At 73.3% G+C, this 20660-nt stretch carries 22 protein-coding genes; 5 read left to right on the top strand and 17 right to left on the bottom strand.

The features are described 5' to 3' along the window. The first annotated feature begins 193 nt into the window (after positions 1-193). On the top strand, positions 194-1018 hold the full coding sequence (locus AB852_RS34745) for a spermidine synthase (RefSeq protein WP_073795094.1): 825 nt from the start codon (positions 194-196) through the stop codon (positions 1016-1018). A 12-nt stretch (positions 1019-1030) separates the two neighbouring features. On the opposite strand, the gene AB852_RS34740 is transcribed toward AB852_RS34745, so the two are convergent. Beyond that, a complete protein-coding gene (locus tag AB852_RS34740; RefSeq protein ID WP_073794842.1) occupies positions 1031-2398 on the bottom strand; it encodes an MFS transporter in 1368 nt (455 codons plus the stop codon). A gap of 256 nt (positions 2399-2654) precedes the next feature. Further along, on the bottom strand, positions 2655-3698 hold the full coding sequence (locus AB852_RS34735) for a DUF8017 domain-containing protein (protein WP_073794839.1): 1044 nt from the start codon (positions 3696-3698) through the stop codon (positions 2655-2657). Positions 3699-3833: 135 nt separating this feature from the next. On the opposite strand from AB852_RS34735, the gene AB852_RS34730 reads away from it, so the two are divergent. Further along, positions 3834-4271 (top strand): DUF4442 domain-containing protein, encoded by a 438-nt coding sequence (locus AB852_RS34730; RefSeq protein WP_073794836.1) that lies wholly within the window; start codon positions 3834-3836, stop codon positions 4269-4271. 20 nt (positions 4272-4291) lie between these two features. Here AB852_RS34730 and AB852_RS34725 read toward each other — a convergent pair whose 3' ends face one another. Further along, positions 4292-4900 carry a gamma carbonic anhydrase family protein gene (locus AB852_RS34725; protein ID WP_079185142.1) on the bottom strand — a complete coding sequence of 203 codons (609 nt, stop codon included), beginning with the start codon at positions 4898-4900 and terminating at the stop codon, positions 4292-4294. A gap of 138 nt (positions 4901-5038) precedes the next feature. Between AB852_RS34725 and AB852_RS34720 the strand changes: the two genes are divergently transcribed. Next, positions 5039-5800: an acyltransferase gene (locus AB852_RS34720; RefSeq protein WP_073795091.1), complete on the top strand. Its 762-nt coding sequence runs from the start codon at positions 5039-5041 to the stop codon at positions 5798-5800. 136 nt (positions 5801-5936) lie between these two features. Continuing rightward, positions 5937-6509 carry a helix-turn-helix domain-containing protein gene (locus AB852_RS34715; protein ID WP_073794833.1) on the top strand — a complete coding sequence of 191 codons (573 nt, stop codon included), beginning with the start codon at positions 5937-5939 and terminating at the stop codon, positions 6507-6509. 642 nt (positions 6510-7151) lie between these two features. Here AB852_RS34715 and AB852_RS34710 read toward each other — a convergent pair. Beyond that, entirely contained in the window at positions 7152-7559 is a 408-nt protein-coding gene (locus tag AB852_RS34710; protein WP_073794831.1) for a CoA-binding protein, read from the bottom strand. Between the two features lie 114 nt (positions 7560-7673). On the opposite strand from AB852_RS34710, the gene AB852_RS34705 reads away from it, so the two are divergent. Then, the gene (locus tag AB852_RS34705) at positions 7674-8300 is read left to right on the top strand and encodes a YigZ family protein (protein WP_073794828.1); all 627 of its coding nucleotides are present in this window, start codon (positions 7674-7676) and stop codon (positions 8298-8300) included. A 58-nt stretch (positions 8301-8358) separates the two neighbouring features. Here AB852_RS34705 and hypE read toward each other — a convergent pair whose 3' ends face one another. The 13 genes from hypE to AB852_RS34645 form a co-directional block, all read right to left on the bottom strand. After that, positions 8359-9447 (bottom strand): hydrogenase expression/formation protein HypE, encoded by a 1089-nt coding sequence (hypE, locus tag AB852_RS34700; RefSeq protein WP_073794825.1) that lies wholly within the window; start codon positions 9445-9447, stop codon positions 8359-8361. Beyond that, entirely contained in the window at positions 9440-10564 is a 1125-nt protein-coding gene (hypD, locus tag AB852_RS34695) for a hydrogenase formation protein HypD (protein WP_073794822.1), read from the bottom strand. The genes hypE and hypD overlap by 8 nt, the downstream gene beginning before the upstream one ends. After that, positions 10561-10824 (bottom strand): HypC/HybG/HupF family hydrogenase formation chaperone, encoded by a 264-nt coding sequence (locus tag AB852_RS34690; protein WP_073794819.1) that lies wholly within the window; start codon positions 10822-10824, stop codon positions 10561-10563. Before AB852_RS34690 ends, hypD begins: the two co-directional genes overlap by 4 nt. Positions 10825-10839: 15 nt before the next feature. Next, a complete protein-coding gene (gene hypF / locus AB852_RS34685; protein WP_073794816.1) occupies positions 10840-13347 on the bottom strand; it encodes a carbamoyltransferase HypF in 2508 nt (835 codons plus the stop codon). Continuing rightward, positions 13344-14156: a hydrogenase nickel incorporation protein HypB gene (gene hypB / locus AB852_RS34680; protein WP_073794813.1), complete on the bottom strand. Its 813-nt coding sequence runs from the start codon at positions 14154-14156 to the stop codon at positions 13344-13346. Before hypB ends, hypF begins: the two co-directional genes overlap by 4 nt. Before the next feature lie 18 nt (positions 14157-14174). Next, positions 14175-14543, bottom strand: coding sequence for a hydrogenase maturation nickel metallochaperone HypA (gene hypA, locus AB852_RS34675; RefSeq protein ID WP_073794811.1), 369 nt, complete (start codon positions 14541-14543; stop codon positions 14175-14177). 197 nt (positions 14544-14740) lie between these two features. Next, a complete protein-coding gene (locus AB852_RS41710; RefSeq protein WP_385924093.1) occupies positions 14741-14845 on the bottom strand; it encodes a DUF6893 family small protein in 105 nt (34 codons plus the stop codon). Beyond that, complete coding sequence (locus tag AB852_RS34670; RefSeq protein WP_073794809.1) at positions 14839-15417, bottom strand: hydrogenase maturation protease; 579 nt, start codon at positions 15415-15417, stop codon at positions 14839-14841. Before AB852_RS34670 ends, AB852_RS41710 begins: the two co-directional genes overlap by 7 nt. Next, positions 15414-17018: a hypothetical protein gene (locus AB852_RS34665; RefSeq protein ID WP_245877037.1), complete on the bottom strand. Its 1605-nt coding sequence runs from the start codon at positions 17016-17018 to the stop codon at positions 15414-15416. Before AB852_RS34665 ends, AB852_RS34670 begins: the two co-directional genes overlap by 4 nt. Further along, complete coding sequence (locus tag AB852_RS34660; protein WP_073794806.1) at positions 17015-17698, bottom strand: DUF6084 family protein; 684 nt, start codon at positions 17696-17698, stop codon at positions 17015-17017. The genes AB852_RS34665 and AB852_RS34660 overlap by 4 nt, the downstream gene beginning before the upstream one ends. Next, on the bottom strand, positions 17695-18336 hold the full coding sequence (locus tag AB852_RS34655; RefSeq protein WP_425444207.1) for a DUF5947 family protein: 642 nt from the start codon (positions 18334-18336) through the stop codon (positions 17695-17697). The genes AB852_RS34660 and AB852_RS34655 overlap by 4 nt, the downstream gene beginning before the upstream one ends. 2 nt (positions 18337-18338) lie before the next feature. Beyond that, entirely contained in the window at positions 18339-18827 is a 489-nt protein-coding gene (locus tag AB852_RS34650; RefSeq protein ID WP_073794803.1) for a thioredoxin, read from the bottom strand. Beyond that, a complete protein-coding gene (locus tag AB852_RS34645; protein WP_073794800.1) occupies positions 18824-20608 on the bottom strand; it encodes a nickel-dependent hydrogenase large subunit in 1785 nt (594 codons plus the stop codon). Before AB852_RS34645 ends, AB852_RS34650 begins: the two co-directional genes overlap by 4 nt. Positions 20609-20660 lie beyond the last annotated feature (52 nt).

The following is a 20660-nucleotide window of genomic DNA, read 5'->3' as shown; positions in this document are numbered from 1 at the left end:
CGCGGACGGCCCGCCGACGGCCCTTCGGGGAACCGTCGGCGGGCCGTCCTGTCCCGGACCGGAACGGACCGCCCCCGCGCCCGGACGCGGCGCGGGGCCGCACAATGGACGGGTGGACGACTCCGACTCCGACTCCGACTCCGACTCCGACCCCGACTCCGACCCCGACCCCGACCCCGACCGCGTACCCGTCATCCGAGCCGTCGACCACGGCACCGCGCGGCTGCTGCCCGACATCGACCGGGAGCGGGCCTGGCTGCTGACCGTCGACGGCTCACCCCAGTCGTACGTCGACCTCGACGACCCCACCCATCTGGAGTTCGAGTACGTCCGCCGCCTCGGACACGTCGTCGACACCGCCGCCCCGCCCGGCCGTCCGCTCGACGTGATCCATCTGGGCGGCGGGGCCCTCACGCTGCCCCGCTACACCGCCGCCACCCGGCCCGGTTCCCGTCAGCGGGTCGTGGAGTTCGACGGCGCCCTCGTCGCCCTGGTCGCGGAGCATCTGCCGCAGAGCGACCCGGACGGGGTCCGGACGCACACCGCCGACGCGCGCGGCTGGCTGGAGGCGGCGCCCGGGCGCTCCGCCGATCTGCTGGTCGCCGACGTGTTCGGCGGTTCCCGGGTACCCGCGCACCTCACCTCCGTCGAGTACGCGCGGGCGGCGGAACGCGTTCTGCGCGAGGACGGGCGGTACGCGGCGAACCTCGCCGACGGGGCGCCCTTCACCTTCCTCCGCTCCCAGCTGGCGAACTTCGCGGCGGTGTTCGGGGAGCTCGCACTCATCGCCGAGCCGTCCGTGCTGCGCGGACGCCGGTTCGGCAATGTCGTCCTGCTCGCCTCGCACGCCCCGCTGCCCGTCGCGGAACTGGCCCGGCGTACGGCCGCCGACGGGTTCCCCGCGCGTGTGGAGCACGGTACGGCCCTGCGGCGGCGGACCGGGGACGCGGCCGTGGTGCGGGACGCGGACGCCGTCGGCTCGCCCGAGCCGCCGGGCGGGACCTTCCGGGTCGGCTGACCGGCGTCCCGGTCAGCCGCGTCCGCCCGCGTCCGACGCCCCGTCCGCCGGTGCCTCACCGGCGGTGGCGGCGGCGGGATCGCGGGGGACCCCCGGGCCCGTGCCGGCCGTGAGCGGTTCCCGGGGCAGCACCGCCGCCTCCGGGGCGTCGGCCGCCGGCCGGTGGGACAACCGCCGGACGTCCGGGACGAGCAGCACCGCCGCCGTCACCAGCACCACCAGCACGGCGCCGCCCCACAGCGCCTCGGAGCGGCCGAACGCGCTCTCCGCCGGGCCCGCCAGGGCGGTGAAGACGGGAACCATGCCGACCGACCCGAACCAGTCGTACGCGGACACCCGGGAGAACTTCTCCTCCGGGATCTCCTGGTGCAGTGTGGTGATCCAGGCGACGCCGAACACCTCGATCGCCACGCCGCTCACGAACATCACCGCGACCAGCCCGGCGATCGGCAGGGGCACCGCCAGCGCGGCGGACGGCAGCGCCAGCGTGAACACGGCCAGGGTGCCCACGAACAGCAGCCGCCGCGGCTTCCAGCGCATCATCACCAGGGCCCCGACGAGCGTCCCGACACCGAAGGCGCCGAGCGCGAAGCCCCAGGGCGCCGCGCCGCCCAGCTCCTCCCCGGCCACCAGCGGGCCGTAGACGGCCTCGGAGACCGTGATCACCGCGACCACGACGGAGAACTGCGCCACGATCGACCACAGCCACGGCCGTCCGATCACCTCGTGCCAGCCGTCCCGCAGATCGGCGGCCAGCCCGTTGCCCGGTTCACGCGGCGGGATGTGCCGGACGTCCAGGAACGCGCGCAGCGCCCCGGCGAGGGCGAAGGCGGCGGCGTCCACCGCGAGGACCCAGCCGGGGCCCATCGCGGCGACCATCGCCCCGCCGAGCGCGGCTCCGCCGATGCCCGCGCCGTGCATGGCCATCCGGTACAGGGCGAAGGCGCGGCCGGCCTGTTCGCCCGAGACGGAGGACATCAGCATGCCCTCGGATGCGGGCGAGAAGAACGCGTGCCCGGCGCCGCCGAGGGCGGACAGCAGCATCATCTGCCAGAGTTCGGCACGGCCGGTGATGACGAGGGCCGCGAACACCGCCTGGGACACACAGTTCACGGCGTTCGCCGCGACCATCACCCGGTGCCGGGGCAGCCGGTCGGCGACGGCGCCGCCGATCAGCAGGAAGAGCACCAGCGGCACGGTGCGCGCCGCGGCCACGAGTCCCACGTCACCGCTGCCGCCGCCCGACTCGATCACGGCGAACGCCGAGGCGATCAGGGCGCCGTGGCTGCCGAGGTTGGTGAAGACGGTGGCGACGGTGAGCAGGATGTAGTTGCGACCGGCCCAGGGCGGCCGGCGCTGACGTGGCGGCGGTGAGTTCACCCAGGGACTATCGCGGCGGGCCCACCCGGATTCAACCGAATTGCCGTGTCGCGGGCGGACGTGGCGTGATCGCGCCCGGCGCCCGCGGCGGAGGCGTCGCTGCGCTCGCGGACGGACGGGCTCCGGGAGCGGTCACCCGCCCACCGGAGGCCGTCCGGGCAGCCGTTCGCTGCGGGGACCGGCGACCCGGGCGGCCGCCCGGCGGACCGTCCCGGAGGAGCGGCGACGAGCCGTCCGACCGGAACGGCCCAAGGGGTCAGTCCGTCGGTTCGCCGTGCAGCCGGACCGTCTTGAGGATCTCGGTGATCAGGCTGTCCGGGACCTCGTCCTTGACGCCCTTGGCGCCGTAGAGGTTCCAGGCGACGAAGTCACCCTTGGAGTTCTTGAAACCGAAGGAGACGGCCTTGCCGTCGCTCGCGCACTTGCCCTTCCGGGGCGTGTTCGTGGACTCCGCGCGCGCGATGCTGCCCTTGATCCCGGACGTGGTGGTGAAGGGCTTGCCCTTCTTGTCGGTGCGCATGCTCTTCTTGTCCGGCTGCGTGTAGCCGCCGTAGACCCACCACGGCACCTGGTTGACCGCGGCCTCCTCGGCGTCCTTGGCACCGTTCGCGCCCTTGGTGCCGACGGTGGCGAGCGAGGTGCTGTCCTTGTTGCCGTCCTTGTCGTCGTCCGACTCGCACCACTTGGACTTGAGGTACGCGGGCGCCGACATCACGATCAGCGGCTTGATCTCCTTGGAGTCCTTCTCCTCGAACCCCACCGACATCCCGGGCGAGTCGACCTCCCAGTCGGCCGGCACGTCGAAGGCCACCCCCCGCTTGGGGTTGTAGACGACCTTCCAGCCCGCGACGGTCGGCTTGATGTCGTCGCCCCCGCGCGGGTTGTCCTCGGCGGACTCCTCCGGCGCCACCTCCGGGGCGGAGGAGACGGGCCGCTCGGACGGCTTCTTGTCGCCGCCCTTCTGGGCCGTCTCCTTGCCGTCCTCGTCGCCGCCCAGCACCAGGAACCCGGTGACCCCGGCGGCGACCACGACGGCCACCGCCGCCACCAGGGCGACGAGCTTCGTCCTCCTGCCGTCGTCACCCGGCGGGGGAGGGCCCGGAACGGCCGGTCCCGCCGGGACCGTCGGCGCCCCCCAGGGCGGCTGCTTGCCCGGCGGCCCCGCGTAAGGGCCCGGCTGCTGCTGATAGCCGGGCTGCTGGTACGGATTGGGCTGCTGATATCCCGGCTGCTGGTACGGGTTGGGATTCGGCTGTTGCGGGTTCTGCTCGCCCCCGGGCGGCTGCTGTCCTGGCCACATGGGCAGTAACCATAGTGGCGCCGGGCAACGACCTTGTCACCGGCACTTGACGGGTACGTGCCGAACGGTCCGGCCCGCGAGGTCTGGCCAACTCTTCTTACCGGTGGGTAACATTGGGTCATGAGCGCTGACCAGATGTCCATCGGCGAGATGCTCGCCGCCACCGTCCCGATGGCCCGCACCCTCAACCTGGAGTTTCTGGAGACCGGTGCGGACAAGGCGGTGGTCGCGCTGCCCGACCAAGGCGACTTCCACAACCACGTCGGCGGCCCGCACGCCGGGGCGATGTTCACCCTGGGGGAGTCGGCCAGCGGTGCCATCGTGCTCGCCGCGTTCGGCGCGCAGCTCTCCCGGGCCGTGCCGCTCGCGGTGCGCGCGGAGATCGCCTACCGGAAGCTGGCCATGGGGCCGGTGACGGCGACCGCGACCCTGGGCCGCCCCGCCGCCGACGTGATCGCCGAACTGGACGCCGGGGGCCGCCCCGAGTTCCCCGTCACCGTCGAGATCCGGCGCGAGGACGGCGCCGTCACCGGGGAGATGACCGTCGTCTGGACCCTGCGCCCCCACGCCTGACCTGCCGGAACCCGGCCGCGCTACGCCTGACCGGTGCTTCCGCCGTAGTGGCTGTCACGGTCGTCGTCGCCGTCCCCGGTGCCGTCCCGGTCGGCGGTCCGCTCGGTGTGCGCCTCCTCGTGGGCGCGCGCCAGCTCCATGTAGAGCGTGCCGTTCAGGGTGATGCCCGCCCGCTCCTCGTCCGTGAGGGGGCGGCGCACCTTGGCCGGCACCCCGGCCACCAGCGAACCGGGCGGTACCACCATCCCCTGCGGGACGAGGGCCTGCGCGGCCACCAGCGAACCGGCCCCGATCACGGCGCCGTTGAGGACGGTCGCGCCCATCCCGATCAGGGCGTCGTCCTCGATCGCGCACCCGTGGACGACCGCGTTGTGGCCGATGGTGACCCGCTCGCCGATGACCACCGGGAAGCCCGGGTCGACATGGACCGTGCAGTTGTCCTGGACGTTGCTGCCCGCCCCCAGGACGATCGGCCCGCAGTCGCCGCGCAGCACCGCGCCGTACCAGACGCTCGCCCCCGCGCGCACGGTCACCTCGCCGACCACGACCGCCGTGGGCGCGACGAACGCGCCCGGGTCCACCTCGGGGCTCTTGCCGCCCACCGCCACGATCAGTGCCCGTCCGGCCATGACTGCCTCCTCGTCGTCGCTGCGCGCATGCGCTCACCGGCACGGTAGGCGACCCGCCGGGCGCCGGGCCCGGCGGGTGGGGTGAAGATCACAGCGGGCCGCGCTCCGGCCCCCCGGTCCCGTGAGTACGGTGTGCGGGTGCCGAAGAACCGCGATACGCGTCCCCTCCCCGGCCGGCGTCCGGGCCGCTGGCCGCACCGGCTCGCGCAGCGGGTGGTGCGGGGCGGCTGGGCCTGGGCGCAGCGGTTCGGCGCGATCACCGACGAGCATCCCGGGCGGCTGCGGTTCGGCGCCATCGGTACGGGCACCCGGCTGGCGTTCCCGCAGGGCACCGTCTTCGGGGAGCCGTGGATCCAGCTCGGCGCCCACTGTGTCATCGGGGAACAGGTCACCCTGACGGCCGGTCTGATGCCCGGTCTCGACCTCGGCCCCGACCCGATCCTGCGGATCGGTGACGGTGTCGTACTGGGCCGGGGCAGCCATGTCGTCGCCGACACGGCAGTCACCATCGGCGCGCAGTGCTACGTCGGTCCCTATGTCTATGTGACGTCGACCAATCACTCGTACGACGACCCGGCGGAGCCGATCGGCAAGCAGTGGCCGCGGATGGAGCCGGTGGAGATCGGGCCCGGCTGCTGGATCGGTACCGGCGCGGTGATCCTTCCGGGTACCCGGATCGGACGGAACGTGGTCGTCGCGGCGGGAGCGGTGGTCCGCGGTGAGGTGCCCGACCACTCGGTGGTGGCGGGCGCGCCCGCGCGCGTGGTCCGGCGCTGGACCCCCGGGGAGGGCTGGCAGCCGCCCCTGCGGACACCCGCGCCGGTACCCATCCCGGAGGGCATGACACCGCAGCAGTTGATGGCCCTCGCGGAGCTGGAGTCGGACACCGGCGGGACGTGACCCGTCCGCGTGCCCGGACCCGGGGCGCCGCCGCGGGCTGTCCTCGCCGACCTCGAAGTACAGTGCGGTGGACCAGGTGACCACCTCACGGTAGTTCAATGTGTTGCACTCTGCCATTAAAGATATTGGACGGAATGTGTCGGATCTCGACCAGCTCACACAGTCCCTCGCACGCAACCTCAAGCGCTTGCGCGGCGAACGTGGCTTCACCCTGGACGTCCTCGCCACCCGCTCCGGTGTCAGCCGGGGGATGATCATCCAGATCGAGCAGGCCCGGACGAACCCCAGCGTCGGGACCACCGTGAAACTCGCGGACGCGCTGGGCGTCAGCATCAGCACCCTCCTCGACCAGGACCAGGGGCCGCTGGTGCAGCTCGTGCCCGCCGAGCGCGCGGTGCGGATGTGGTCCACCGAGGCGGGCAGCCACACCTCCCTGCTCGTGGGCACCGACCGGCGCGGCCCGCTGGAACTATGGGCGTGGCGGCTGATGCCCGGCGACGGCAGCGCGTCCGACCCGCACCCGGGCGGAACCATGGAACTGCTGCATGTGACAGCCGGGGAGCTGACCCTCGTCGTGGACGGCGTCCCCTACCCGATGCCCGCCGGGACCTCCGCCACCTTCGAGGCCAACGTGCCGCACATCTACCGCAACGACGGTACCGAGGTGGTCGAGATGACCATGGCCGTCGCGGTCCCACCCGCGCGGTGAACGGTCTCGCGGGTCGCCTTCGCTTGCGCCGCCGGGTCCGTCCACCTGAGCCCACTTGCCCCGGTGCGGGCCGTCCGTGGCTGCGCAGTTCCCCGCGCCCCTGAGGTCACCTCGGGTGGGCGTCCCTTGCTCCTGTGCGGCTCGAACGTGGGTGCGCAGTTCCCCGCGCCCCTGAAGGGGCGCCTCCCTGCACGTTCAAGGTCGACGGAGGCGCCCCAAAGGGGCGCGGGGAACTGCGCGAAGACGAGGGCGAACCCGCACGCGACCAGCGACCGAGCGGGGCAGCATCCAGGGGCGCGGGGAACTGCGCGAAGACGAGGGCGAACCCGCACGCGACCAGCGACCGTGCGGGGCAGCATCCAGGGGCGCGGGGAACTGCGCGAAGACGAGGGCGAACCCGCACGCGATCAGCGACCGAGCGGGGCAGCATCCAGGGGCGCGGGGAACTGCGCGAAACGCGAGGGCGGCCCCGCACCCGAAGTGCGACGGACCGGGGCAGCATCCAAGGGGCGCGGGGAACTGCGCACCCATGAACGGCCTGTACTGGACTATGTCGGCCCAGGTGGACGAACCCCGGGGGCGCAAGCGAAAGCGGCCCGCACCGGAGCAAGGGGGTCCAGGTGGACGAACCACGGACACGCGTCAGCCCATGCGGGGGATCTCGATCGCCGGGCAGCGGTCCATCACCATCGCCACGCCCGCCGCCCGGGTGCGGGCGTACGCCGCCTCGTCCACCACACCCAGCTGGAACCACACCGCCTTCGCCCCCTTCGCCACGGCCTCGTCGGCCACCGCGCCCGCCAGGTCCGCGTTCACGAACACATCCACCACGTCGACCTCGAACGGGATGTCCGCCAGCGTGGCGTACCCCCGCTCGCCATGGACCGTCTCCGCCTTCGGATGTACCGGGACGATCCGCTTCCCGAACCGCTGAAGGATCCGCGCCACCCCGTACGCGGCCCGCGACTCGTTGTTCGACAGGCCCACCACGGCCCAGGTGTCCCCCGACTCCGTAAGGATCTTCTCCACTGCCGCCTGGTCGCCGTACATGGCACGCCTCCTCGGATCACTGCTGCTGCCACCACGGCAACGAACCACCGCGCCCGGGGATTCCCGCCCCGCCCCCTGGCGTCCCGTCGCGGACACACCGCATACGCTGGGCCGATGCAGGACGAGTACCGCACCGTCGCCCAGGAGGGCGTGCACGAGACCGAGATCAACCGCTCGCGTTTCCTGTGCGCGCTCGCACCCGCGGCCACCGAGGAGGAGGCCCAGCGGTTCATCGCGCGGGTCCGCAAGGAGCACGCCGACGCCACGCACAACTGCTACGCCTACGTCATCGGCGCCGACGCCTCCGTCCAGAAGGCGAACGACGACGGCGAACCGGGCGGCACCGCGGGTGTCCCCATGCTCCAGATGCTGCTGCGCCGGGACATGCGGTACGTCGTCGCCGTCGTCACCCGCTACTACGGCGGGGTCAAACTGGGTGCGGGCGGGCTGATCCGGGCGTACGGCGGATCGGTCGGCGAGGCCCTCGACACCCTCGGGACGCTGACCCGGCGGCGCTTCCGGCTGGCCACCGTCACCGTCGACCACCAGCGCGCGGGCAAACTCCAGAACGAGCTGCGCGCCACCGGCCGCGAGGTGCGCGACGTGCGTTACGGCGAGGCGGTCACCATCGGGATCGGGCTGCCGGACGCCGACGTGGCCGCGTTCCGCGCCTGGCTCGCCGACGCGACCGCGGGCACCGCCGTCCTCGAACTCGGCGGCGAGGCGTACGGGACGGCCTGAGACCCCCGATTCCGATGGTGTCGGCCCGCGCGGAACAGGCACGCCCCGACCGCCGGTCTCAGCAGATGCGCGGCAGTTGCTCACCGAGTGGCAGATCGACCACCCGGGTCCCGCCGAACGCGGTCCGCGCGACCACCATCCCCGGATGTTCCGGTACGCACTCCCCGATCACCGCGGCGGCCGCGCCCAGCGGATGGGCGCGCATCGCGGCGAGCACCGCGTCCGCGTGGGCGCGGGGGACGAACGCCACGAGCTTCCCCTCGTTCGCCACGTACATCGGGTCGAGGCCGAGGATCGCGCAGGCGTTGGCGACCTGCGGGGGCACCGGGACGGCGCGTTCCCGGATCACCACACCGACACCGGCCGCCCCCGCGATCTCGTTGAGGGCGGTCGCCAGCCCGCCCCGGGTGGGGTCCCGCAGGACGTGCAGATCCGGGGTGACGGCCAGCATCGCCTCGACCAGGGTGCCGAGCGCCGCGCAGTCGCTCTCGATCTCCACCCCGAACTCCAGACCCTCCCGCACACTCATGATCGCCACACCGTGGAGACCGATCTCCCCGCTGACGATCACCACATCGCCCGGCTCGGCGCGCTGCGGACGGATGTCGACACCGGGCGGCACCACCCCGATGCCCGCGGTGTTGATGTACACGCCGTCCCCGTGACCGGCCTCCACGACCTTGGTGTCACCGGTGACCACTTCGGTGCCCGCCGCGCGGGCCGCGTCGCCCAGCGCCCGGGCGATCCGGCCGACCACCTCCGTCTCCACCCCCTCCTCCAGGATGAACCCGCAGGACAGGTACGCCGCCCGCGCGCCGCTCATGGCCAGATCGTTCACGGTGCCGTTGACGGCGAGGTCGCCGATGCTGCCGCCGGGGAAGAACAGCGGACGCACCACGAACGAGTCCGTCGAGAAGGCGAGCCGTGACCCGCCGACGGGGAGTACCGCGCAGTCACCGAGGGCGGCGAGCGTCCCGCCGCCGAAGGCCGGGAGGAAGAGATGCTCGACCAGTTCCGCGGACAGGGCGCCGCCTCCGCCGTGCCCCATCACCACCCGGGGATGGTCGCGCAGCGGCAGCGGGCAGGTCCAGCCGCCGAAGTCCGGCGCGGCGGCCGGCGCCGGGGCGCCGGAGAGCGTGTCAGACAACGGAGCTCGCCTCCAGAGGGGTGGTGGGGGTACCGAGACGGCGGTAGAGGTAGTACGCGGCGCACGCGCCCTCGCTGGACACCATCGTCGCGCCGAGCGGGCTGCGCGGTGTGCAGTCCGTGCCGAACGCCTCGCACTGGTTGGGCTTCAGCAGACCTTGCAGCACCTCGCCGCTGCGGCACGCGGCGGGCTCACGCGTGGCGATGTCCACGACGTCGAACCGGTGCTCCGCGTCGTGCTCGCGGTAGCGCGGCGAGAGCCGCCAGCCGCTGAGCGGGATCGTGCCGATACCGCGCCACGCGCGGTCCGTGACCTCGAAGACATCCGACAGCATCGCGCGGGCCGCCGGATTGCCCTCCGGCCGTACCGCCCGCGGATAGGCGTTGTCGACGGTGTGCTCACCGCGCTCCAACTGCCGCACCACCCGCCGGATGCCCTCCAGGATGTCCAGCGGCTCGAAACCGGTGACCACGATCGGCACCCGGTGGCGTGCCGCCAGCTCCGGGTACTCGGACGTGCCCATCACGCTGCACACATGACCGGCCGCGAGGAAGCCCTGCACCCGGCAGTCCGGCGAGCCCATCACCGCGTCGATGGCGGGCGGTACCCGGACATGGGAGACCAGCATGCTGAAGTTGCGGATGCCGCGTTTGCGGGCCTGGTGCACCGCCATCGCGTTGGGCGGGGCGGTGGTCTCGAAGCCGATGCCGAAGAACACCACCTCACGGTCGGGGTTCTCGGTCGCGATCCGCAGGGCGTCCAGCGGCGAGTACACCACCCGGACGTCACCGCCCTCGCTGCGCACCCGGAACAGATCGCGGTCGGTACCGGGCACCCGGAGCATGTCCCCGAACGAGCAGAAGATCACCCCGGGCCTGGCCGCGATCGCCAGGGCCTTGTCGATGACCTCCAGCGGGGTCACGCACACCGGGCACCCCGGTCCGTGGATCAGCTCCACCCCGTCGGGCAGCAACTGGTCGATGCCCTGGCGGATGATGGTGTGCGTCTGCCCGCCGCACACCTCCATGAGCGCCCAGGGACGGGTCACGGCCGCCCGGATGTCGTCGAGCAGGCCCCGGGCCAGCTCAGGGTTCTGGAACTCCGCCAGGTACTTCATCGTTCGACCTCCCATGGGTCACCGAACTCCTCCTGGAGCAGCCCGAGTTCCTCGAAGAGGGCGAGCGTCTTGCGCGCCGACTCCTCGTCCAGCCGCTGGAGCGCGAACCCGACGTGCACGATGGCGTACTCGCCCACCTTCAGGTCCGGCAGATACTCCAGGCACACGTCCTTGACCACACCGCTGAAGTCCACGACGGCCATCCGGGCACCGTCCCGCTCCGCGATCTCCACCACTCTGCCCGGCACCGCCAGACACATACGGCTCTCCTTCTCTCAGGTCACGGCCCGTGCGGCCACCATGAGCTGGCCGAGGGCCAGTCCCCCGTCACCGGGGGGCACGTTCCTGTGCCGCAGCACCGTGAAGCCGTCCGCCTCCAGCGCCCGCGCGCAGCCCGACAGCAGCAGGGCGTTGCCGAACACCCCGCCGGTCAGCGCCACGGTCCCCGGCCCGTCGGCGCGGCGCGCGAGCGCGCAGAGGGCGCGCACCAGGTCCACCACCGCCTGGTGGAAACGCGCCGCGATCAGACCGGCCGCCGCCCCGGCCCGGACATCGGCCACCACCGCGGCGAGGACGGGCGCCGGGTCGGCCAGCCAGCGCTCCTCGTGCGGACGCAGCGCGAAGCGGTAGGCGGGCGCGGGGCCGACACCGTCCCCGGGGCCGACACCGTGCCCGGGGCCGACACCGTCCCCGGGGCCACCGCCGGACGACGGACCACGGCGGGGCGAGGGGTCACCGCCGGGCCCCGGGCCGTGGGGGCGCGCGGGACCGTGAGGGTGCCCCGGTCCTTGCGCGTGTGCCGGACCGTACGCGTGTGCCGCGCCCTCCAGCTCGATCGCCGCCTGCGCCTCGTACCCGGCCCGGTGGCGGACACCGGCGAGCGACGACACCGCGTCGAAGAGCCGGCCCATGCTGGAGGTGGGGACGCAGGCCAGGCCGGTCTCCAACTGGTGTGCCAGCGCCCGGAGTTCGTCGTCGGGACACACGGCGACCGGTGGCAGGTCCGGGGCCCAGGGGATGCCTGCGGCCCGCAGATGGGCCAGCGCCATCCGGTACGGGCGCTCCACCGCCGCGTCACCGCCCGGCAGCGGCACATACGCGAGCTGGGCGAAACGGCGGAACCCGGCGTAGTCCGCGAGGAGCACCTCGCCGCCCCACACCGCGCCGTCGTCGCCGTACCCGGTGCCGTCGAACGCGACACCGATGACCTGGCGTCCGCCGTCCAGCCCGTGCTCCGCCATCGCCGACGCGACATGCGCGTGATGGTGCTGCACCCGTACCACCGGCCGGTCGTGGCCCCGGCGGGCCCGCGCGGCCGAGCGGTAGCCCGGGTGCCGGTCCACGGCGACCGTCGCGGGGGTCACCCCGGTCAGCGCGGCGAGATGTTCGGCGGCCCGGTCGAAGGCGGTCAGGGTGGCCAGGTCGTCCATGTCGCCGATGTGCCCCGACAGCCACGCCCGGCGGCCCTCGGCCACGGCGAGCACGTTCTTGAGGTCGCCGCCCGCCGCGAGCGACGGGCCCACCGGCAGCGGGAGGGGGATCGGGGCGGGTACGTAGCCGCGCGCCCGGCGCAGCGGGAACGGCACACCGTCGACCACCCGCACCACCGAGTCGTCGCAGGGGACATGGATCGGGCGGTCGTGCGTCAGCCAGCCGTCCACCAGCGGCGCGAGCCGTTCCAGCGCCTCGCCGTCGTCGGTGACGAGAGGCTCGCCGCCGAGATTGGCGCTGGTCATCACCAGCACCCGGGGCCCGGGCGGGTCACCCGGCAGGCCGAGCAGCAGATGGTGCAGCGGGGTGTACGGCAGCAGCACCCCGAGGTCCGGGCAGCGCGGGGCGACGGCCTCCAGGGCCACCGGGGCGGCCCGCTCCCGGTCCGCCGCGCGGGTGTCCGTCCGGCGCCGCAGCAGGACCACCGGCCGCACCGGCCCGGTCAGCAGCTCCCGTTCCAACGGGCCGAGCTCCACCAGCGGCTCGATGTCCGCGAGATCGCGTGCCATCACGGCGAACGGCTTGTCGCCGCGCCGCTTGCGGCGGCGCAGCAGGGCGACGGCCGCCGGGTCGCCCGCGTCGCACGCCAGGTGGTAGCCGCCGATGCCCTTGACCGCCAGGATCGTGCCGCCCGCGAGGAGTTCCCTGGCCCGGACGAGGGCCGTCCCGCCGCCGAGCGGCCCGGCGCCCGGCACGATCAGCGAGAGCCGGGGCCCGCAGTCGTGGCAGGAGACGGGCTGGGCGTGGAACCGCCGGTCGGCCGGGTCGCCGTACTCCCGCTCGCACCGCTCGCACAGCGGGAAGCCCGCCATCGTCGTCCGGGCCCGGTCGTACGGCAGTGCCGTGGCGATGGTGAAGCGGGGGCCGCAGCCCGTGCAGGTGATGAACGGATGCCGGTGGCGGCGGTCGGCGGGGTCACGCAGTTCGGCGACGCATCGCGAACAGGTCGCGGTGTCGGGCGGGATGAGGCTCGCGCCCCTCGATCCGACCGCGCGGGACGGGGTGATCATGAACCCCTTCGTCCCGGTGAGCGCGATGACCTCGTGCCGGACCGAGTCGACCGCCGCCGGGCTCGGCGCGTCCGTCGCCACCCGGCGGCAGAACACATCGACGGCGTCCGGCGGCCCCTCGATCTCCGCGAGAACACCCTCGCCGGTATTGACGACATGTCCGGAGAGCCCGAGTTCGGTGGCCAGTGTGTAGACGAACGGCCGGAAGCCGACGCCCTGCACCACCCCCTGGACGGCGACCCTCCGGCGCGCCGCCGCCACGGACCCCCCGGTCGAGGTCACAACTGGTCCGCGACCGGATGCGGGTGCGGGTGGGGATGCGCGTGCGCGTGCTCGTGCTCGTGCGGGTGAGCGTGGGCCGGGGACTGCGGCAGGACGACGGGCGGGGTGTCCCGGTCCCCGGCGGTACGGGTCATCACCGGGCGGTGCGCCTCGGCGCCGTCCCGCACGGCCAGGGCGCGCTCCAGCAGGACCCCCTGACCCTGCCCGTCGCGCGCCGAGGTGAACACCACCTCCACACCGGGGTTCACCCGGGCGACGTTCGCCAGGAACGTGTCCCGGTCGAAGCCGGCGGCCGCGGCGATGTCCGTCTTGGTGACCAGGACGAGCTGGGCCAGCCCGAACGCGCCCGGGTACTTGAGCGGCTTGTCCTCGCCCTCGGTGACCGACGCCAGCGTCACCCGCAGCGACTCACCGAGGTCGTAGGAGGCCGGACAGACCAGATTGCCCACGTTCTCCACGAACAGCACCCGGGTGTCCGACGGCAGCCAGCCCGCGAGGTACCCGCGCAGCATCACGGCCTCCAGATGGCACAGACCGTCGGTGAGCACCTGCTGGACCGGTACCCCGGTGCGGGCCAGCCGCCGGGCGTCGTTCTCGGTCGCGAGGTCGGCGGTCAGCGCGGCCACGGGGACACCGCGCTCGCGGGCCAGCGCGAGCTCCGTCTCCAGCAGCGCCGTCTTGCCGCTGCCGGGGCTGGACAGCAGGCTGACGGCGACGGTCCCCCTGGCCGCCAGCTCGGCCCGCAGCGCCCGCGCGCTGTCGTCGTTGTGGGCGAGTACCGCCTGCCGGAGATCGGTCGTACGGCACATGGGACACCGTCCTCCTCGTCAGCTGTGCGCGTGCAGCGGGCCGTCGGCCCACTCGACGTCGCGGATCTGTAGTTCACGGCCCGTCAGCAGCTCGGCCCGCGCGCCCCCGCAGCGGGGACACACCAGATCGGGCGGGACGCCCGGGGACCACTCGGTGTCGCAGGGACCGCACCGCGCCCGCGCCGGGACGCTCCGGGTCACCAGACGGGCGCCCTCCAGGGGCGTCCCCTCGCAGACCAGCGCGAAGCAGAAGTCCAGGGCCGCCGGTACCACCCCGGCGAGCTCACCGACATCGAGCCGGACCGTGGTCACCGCTGTCGCGCCCCGGTCGGCGGCGGCCGAGGTCACCTGGTCGACGACGGCCGCGGCGATCGACATCTCATGCATCGGTACGCCTCGTTCCACGGCGCGTGCCGGACGGTCGACGGCGGCTCCGTCGTCCGGCGTGACCGCGGCTCCATTGCACGGCGCGGTCGCGGGAGGGGCCGGGTGCCACGCCGCCCGCCGGTGCGGCCCGCCCCGTTCGCAGCAGCGCCGTCCCCGGACGGCCGCGCCGCACCGCCGTGCCCGGGAACGAGCACGGTTCACATCCGGGAGATCCGCAGATACCGCCTCAGGTCGGGCAGGGTCAGCCGGATCACCACCACGGCGGCGGCCCCCGCGGCCGTGGCGAGCAGGGCTTTCAGCATGATGGCGCCTTTCTGTCGGACGGTTCGACCCCCGCCGCCTGCCCACCCTCTTCGACGGCCCCCTCGCTGACGGCCTCGTCGCCGACGGCCTCACCGCTGACGACCCGTCGGATCAGCCGGACGGCCTGCTCGACCCCCGCCGTCACCGGGGCGCTCAGCCCGATGCCCTCCTCCAGCGAGGCGGGCTCGCACCCCACCACCAGCACCCGTTCCGGCGGGACGCCCCCGGTGCTCGCGCTGAGCGTCGCGAGAAGCGCGAGCACGGCGTCCGGACCCATCCGGTGGCCGTCCAGCGCGGCCGGACCCGACGGTTCCACCTGCCCCGCCTGCGCCTCGATCAGATAGACGGTGCCCGGCGCCCCGCCACGGGACGCGGCGTCCACCAGGACCACCGTCCCGTAGCCGTCGAGCAGTTGGTACGCCAGATGGACGCCGCGCACCCCGACATCGACCACGTCGACCCCGTCCGGCACTCCCGCGAGGACCAGCCGCCGGACGGTCTCGACGCCGAAGCCGTCGTCACCGAGGAAGATGTTGCCGACGCCCGCGACCAGCGTCCGTCCGCCGGTCATGACTCCTCCAGCGGGGTGACCTCGTCGGGCTGGAAGTAGCGGAACCTGCCCTGGGCCCGCCAGATGTCCGCCCCGGGGTCACCCTCCACGGTGACCGCCAGATGCACCGAGCCGTCGACATCGTGCAGGACCGCCTCCACCAGCGCGGTGCGCCCGTGCAGGAACGCGTCCTGCGCGTCGGTGCGCCGGCCCCCGGCGCCCAGCACCACCCGGCTCCCCGCGCCGATCTGCCGTCCGTCGATCAGCACCCGGTCCCGGGCGGGGTCCACGTCCCGGTCGGCCCCCGGGTCCCACCAGGGCTGCGCCGGGTCGGCCGGGACACCGTAGGTCGGCACGCCGTCGTCCGGGACTCCGGTGAGGGGCGAGGCGCTGAACCGGTCCAGGGCATCCGCTGGGTCCGGGGGAGGGGACACCGCGTCCAGGGCGCGGATCGCGCCGTGGAGCCGTTCCAGCACCTCGGGGGGCATCGAGTCGGCCAGGTCGATGACGGCGCCCGCCCGGTCGTCGGTGCCCCGGGCCTCGCGCTTCTCCCGGTCGGTCAGCGCGGCGGTGCGCAGCGCGAGGATCTCGTCGATCTCGGTGGCGTCGTAGAGCGCGCCCGGACTTTCCGGGGCGATCCGCGGATGGTCCTCCAGGATGATCGGCGAGGACAGCACCACCTGGTCACGGCCCGGTTCCCCGGCCAGTACCGGCCAGGTGTGCTCGTTGCGGCAACCGGCCACCGCCGGCGCGGCCCAGCGGGGCGGATCGGTCACCGAAAGGAAGGTGCCCCGGTCGAGGGCGAGCAGCAGATGCGCGGAGACCAGCGAGTGGGGCAGCGCGGCGTCCCGGCGGTCCGCGCCGGTGGCCGTCCAGCCGCTGGTGTTCTCCACGACGGCCGTCAGCCGAAGGGCGCCGTACGGCCCGGGGACCTCCTGGGTCCGCAGCCGGATCACCGCTTCGGCGCTCTCGCGCGCCCGCAGCAGCCGTCCCACCCGGACACCCGCCTCGTCGACCTGCTCCTCCTCCTCGCACGCGGGCAGCCGGAAGGCGTGGGTGACTCCGTCGTCGCGCGCCAGGTCCTCCACCGGCACCAGCAGCCGGACGTGCTCCTCCACGCCCTCGTCCCAGGGGACGAGCACCCGCTCGCCCAGGTCCAGTTCCGAGACGTCCGTCCAGCGGCCGCCCTCCGTCGCGCGCTGGACGGTTCTGCGCCGGGCCCGCAGGAACCGCAGCTCCACCGCGAGCCGGGCGCCGGGGCGGGGCTCCATCAGCAGCTCGGTCCGCTGGTGCGCGGGTTCCCCGGAGACCGCGGCCCAGCCGGGCGGGACGAGTACGCCGAACTGCCAGCGGAGCTGGTTCTTGGCCGCCGACGCACGGTACGGGTAGAGCACATAGCCCTCGAACAGCACGGCGTCGGCGATCTGCCGCACCGACGCGAGGCGCCGCTCCACGTCCTCGGGAAAGCGCACGGGTTCGTCGGGGAAGCGCACCGTGTCCTCGGGACCGCGCGCCGGCTGGCCGGTCGTACCTGTGTCGCCGGCCGCGTCCGTACAGCCGGTCGCACCTGTCGCAATGGTCACGTCCGCCGCACCGGGCGCTCCGGTCGCGTCCGTGGTCATACGCCCTCCCCGATACCGGCGGGTTCCGCGATACCGACGGGTTCCCCGGCGGCGGGCTCCGCCGCGGCCAGCAGCGCGCGTACGGTGTCCTCCCAGGACGGCAGCCCGCGGCGGGTGCGGAAGGCGAGCAGGGCGTCCATGAGGTCACCGGGGAGCCGCAGCCAGCCGCAGCCGGGGAAGTGCTGCTCGATCATCTCCCGCCACACCCGTACCGGCAGCCGGACGGCGGCCTCGCGGTCCCAGGCCACCGGGGTGACCCGGAAACCGGCGGGACCGCTGAAGACCGTGCCGGAGAACAGCAGCAACAGCGGTACCTCGCCCTCGTCCAGGGCCCGGAAGTAGCGGGTCGCGGCGATGTCCAGGTCGTAGGTGCACGGCACGACGACGTCCACCTCGGTCTCACCGGTGAACCCCGGCACCATCAGGGCGACCTGCGCGAACTGGATCGGGTGCAGCGTGCTGCCCCAGCGGGAACGCTCGCCGAACAGGTCCGTCAGCCGTTCGCCCTCACCCTCGGCGTACTTCCGGCGCGCCGGTTCGATCCGCAGCTGGCAGCGCAGCGCGACCGCGTGCACCGGGACGTCCGGCTCGGCGGTGATCCGCAGCCGGAGGACCAGGGTGGGCCCGGCGGCGTACGGGTCGGCGCGCACGCCCACGCAGTGGAAGCGCAGTTCGCTCATGGGGTCGTCTCCTCGGGCAGGGCCACGGCCCGCTCCTGGACGGCGGCGAAGAAGGCGTCAAGTTCGGCATGGGCCTCGGAACCGCCGTCGAAGCCGCGCCAGTGCAGCCGCATCCGGCCCACCAGCTCGTAGGCACGGTCGACCGGCACCAGGAAGCACCGGACGCGGCCATGGGTCCGGCGCAGCAGCAGCGCCTCCACATCGGGCTCCAGCAGCGCCGCCAGCCGGTTCCCGGCGAACGCGGTCCGCCAGGTCTCCGGTTCCAGATCGCTCTCGGTGGCCCCGGCCGGGCCGGGGTAGCAGAGCACCGGCCGGGCCGGGGCGGTGCCCAGCATCAGGAACGCGGTGCTGACCGGGATGCCGAGCGTCCGCCAGGTGTCCTCGCCGGGCTCCCGGCCGGGATCGCTCAGACACCGGTCGGGGACCACGCGGTAGCGGCCGTCCGCCGCGCCCGGCTGCTGGAACAGCAGCACGCAGGCCGTGCAGGCGCAGACGAGGGCGCGTTCGGCGGTGTCAGCGAGGTGCCGGTGCCCCGGTGGCAGACCCGCGCCGCAGAAGGTGCAGCGCTCCGGCCGGGGCGGGGCGGGTTCCCGCATCCTGCGCAGCAGTGCGGAGCCGGTACGGGGGAGCTGGCGGATGGTCACCGGACCTCCGTCGGGACCGGTGGGCGGCTGCCGATCTGGAGCAGCGCGGGGGCCCGCTCCCAGACCACCGCGGTCACCTCCGGGGCATGGCAGGCGATCACGTCCTCGATCTCCTGCTCGCCGCCGCCCCCGCCGCAACCGCAGCCGCCCCCGGACTCCGCGCGCCGCAGGGTCAGGGTGCCGCTGCCGGGCTCGTAGCCGACGAGTGCGGCCGGGTCGCCCGGCAGTCCGGCCAGGGCGCGGGCGATCCGCTGGTCGACGCCCTCCGGGTGCAGCTCGTGCAGGACGAGCAGCCCGGCCGCGGCCGGATGGTCCAGGGCCGGGTCCAGCGCGCCCGGCGGCAGCGCGCCGACGAGCGCGGTCAGGCCCTCGCCGTAGAACGACAGCAGTTCGCGGACGAGTTCCTCGCCCGCCTCCAGGGCGCCGCTGCCGGTCAGCCGGTCCAGCGCCTCCTGCACCCGTACGCCGGTGGCCTCCGCCGTCATCCGCTCAGTCCGCTCAGCCCGGTGGGGACGTGCATCTGCTGAAGGGTGCGGCCGCCGCCCACGTACATGTGCACCCCGCACGGCAGACACGGGTCGAAGCTGCGGACCGCGCGCATGATGTCGATGCCCTTGAAGGTCTCCGGCGGGTTCTCCTCGAAGATCGGGGTGTTCTGCACCGCGTCCTCGTACGGGCCGGGGGTGCCGTAGCTGTCCCGGACGCTGGCGTTCCACGGGGTCGGCGGGTACGGATGGTAGTTGGCGATCTTGCCGTCGCGGATCACCATGTGGTGCGAGAGGACACCGCGCACCGCCTCGGTGAAGCCGCAGCCGAGGCCCTCGTCCGGCACCTCGAACTTCTCCCAGGTCTGGGTGCGTCCGGCACGGACCTCCTCCAGCGCCTTCTCCGCGAAGTGCAGTGCCGCCGCGGCGGCGTACGCCTGGAAGTAGGTGCGGGCGCGGTTGCGTTCGATGGCATTGCTCCACCGGGGGATCTTCCACTCGAAGGTGGTCTCGGGCTTGGTCATCGACCGGGGCAGGTTGATCAGCACACTGTGGCCGGTCGCCTTGACGTAGCCGATGTCGACCAGCCCGGACAGCGCGGTCGACCACAGCCGGGCGATCGGGCCGCCGCCGGTGTCCAGCGCCAGATGCTCCTTGCCGTCGAACCAGCGGGGGGACATCACCCAGCTGTACTTGTCGTCGAAGTCCCGTTTCTGCGGGGCGGGGATGGTGTGCTGGTTCCACGGGTGGCGGGGGTCCACCGGATTGCCCAGCGGGTCATGGGTGACGAAGAGGTCCTTGCCCTGCCAGTCCTCGTAGTACGAGCTGCCGAGCAGGATACGGATGCCCAGATTGATCTCGGTGAGGTCGTTGGTGACCAGCTTGCCGTCCACGACGACACCCGGGGTGACGAACATCCTGCGGCCCCAGTCCGTCATGTTGCGGTACGTGAAGTCGCAGTGCGCGGGGTCGTTGAGGCTGCCCCAGCAGCCCAGCAGGACCCGGCGGCGCCCCACCTCCTCGTACCCGGGCAGCGCCTCGTAGAAGAAGTCGAACAGGTCGTCGTGGAGCGGTACGACCTTCTTCATGAACTCGACGTAGCGCATCAGCCGGGTCAGGTAGTCGGTGAACAGCTGCACCGTCGCCACCGTGCCGACCCCGCCGGGGTAGAGCGTGGAGGGGTGCACATGGCGCCCTTCCATCAGACAGAACATCTCCCGGGTGTACCGGCTGACCTGGAGCGCCTCCCGGTAGAACTCGCCCTCGATGGGGTTGAGGGAGCGCATGATGTCGGCGATCGTCCGGTAGCCGTGGTCGCCGGCGTGCGGTGCCTCGGTGCGTTCGGCGAGCTCCAGCACCCCGGGGTTGGTCTCGCGGACCATCCGCTCGCAGTAGTCGACCCCGACCAGGTTCTCCTGGAAGATGTTGTGGTCGAACATGTACTCGGCGGCCTCACCGAGGTTGATGATCCACTCGGCCAGGTGCGGCGGCTTCACCCCGTACGCCATGTTCTGCGCGTACACCGAGCACGTGGCGTGGTTGTCGCCGCAGATGCCGCAGATCCGGCTGGTGATGAAATGGGCGTCGCGCGGGTCCTTGCCGCGCATGAACACGCTGTACCCGCGGAAGACGGACGAGGTGCTGTAGCACTCCGCGACCCGCTTCTGCTTGAAGTCGATCTTCGTATGGATGCCCAGGCTTCCCACGATCCGGGTGATCGGGTCCCAGGACATCTCCGTCAGGCCGCTGCCGTCACCGGCTTTTGTGGTCGTTGAGGCCATGGTGTCTTTTCGTGCCCTTCTACGAGCGGGAGGTGGACGGCGGCGGCCTTGC

The sequence above is a fragment of the Streptomyces uncialis genome, assembly GCF_001905345.1.
GTDB lineage: Bacteria > Actinomycetota > Actinomycetes > Streptomycetales > Streptomycetaceae > Streptomyces > Streptomyces uncialis.
This window is presented reverse-complemented; position numbering and strand designations above follow the sequence as displayed.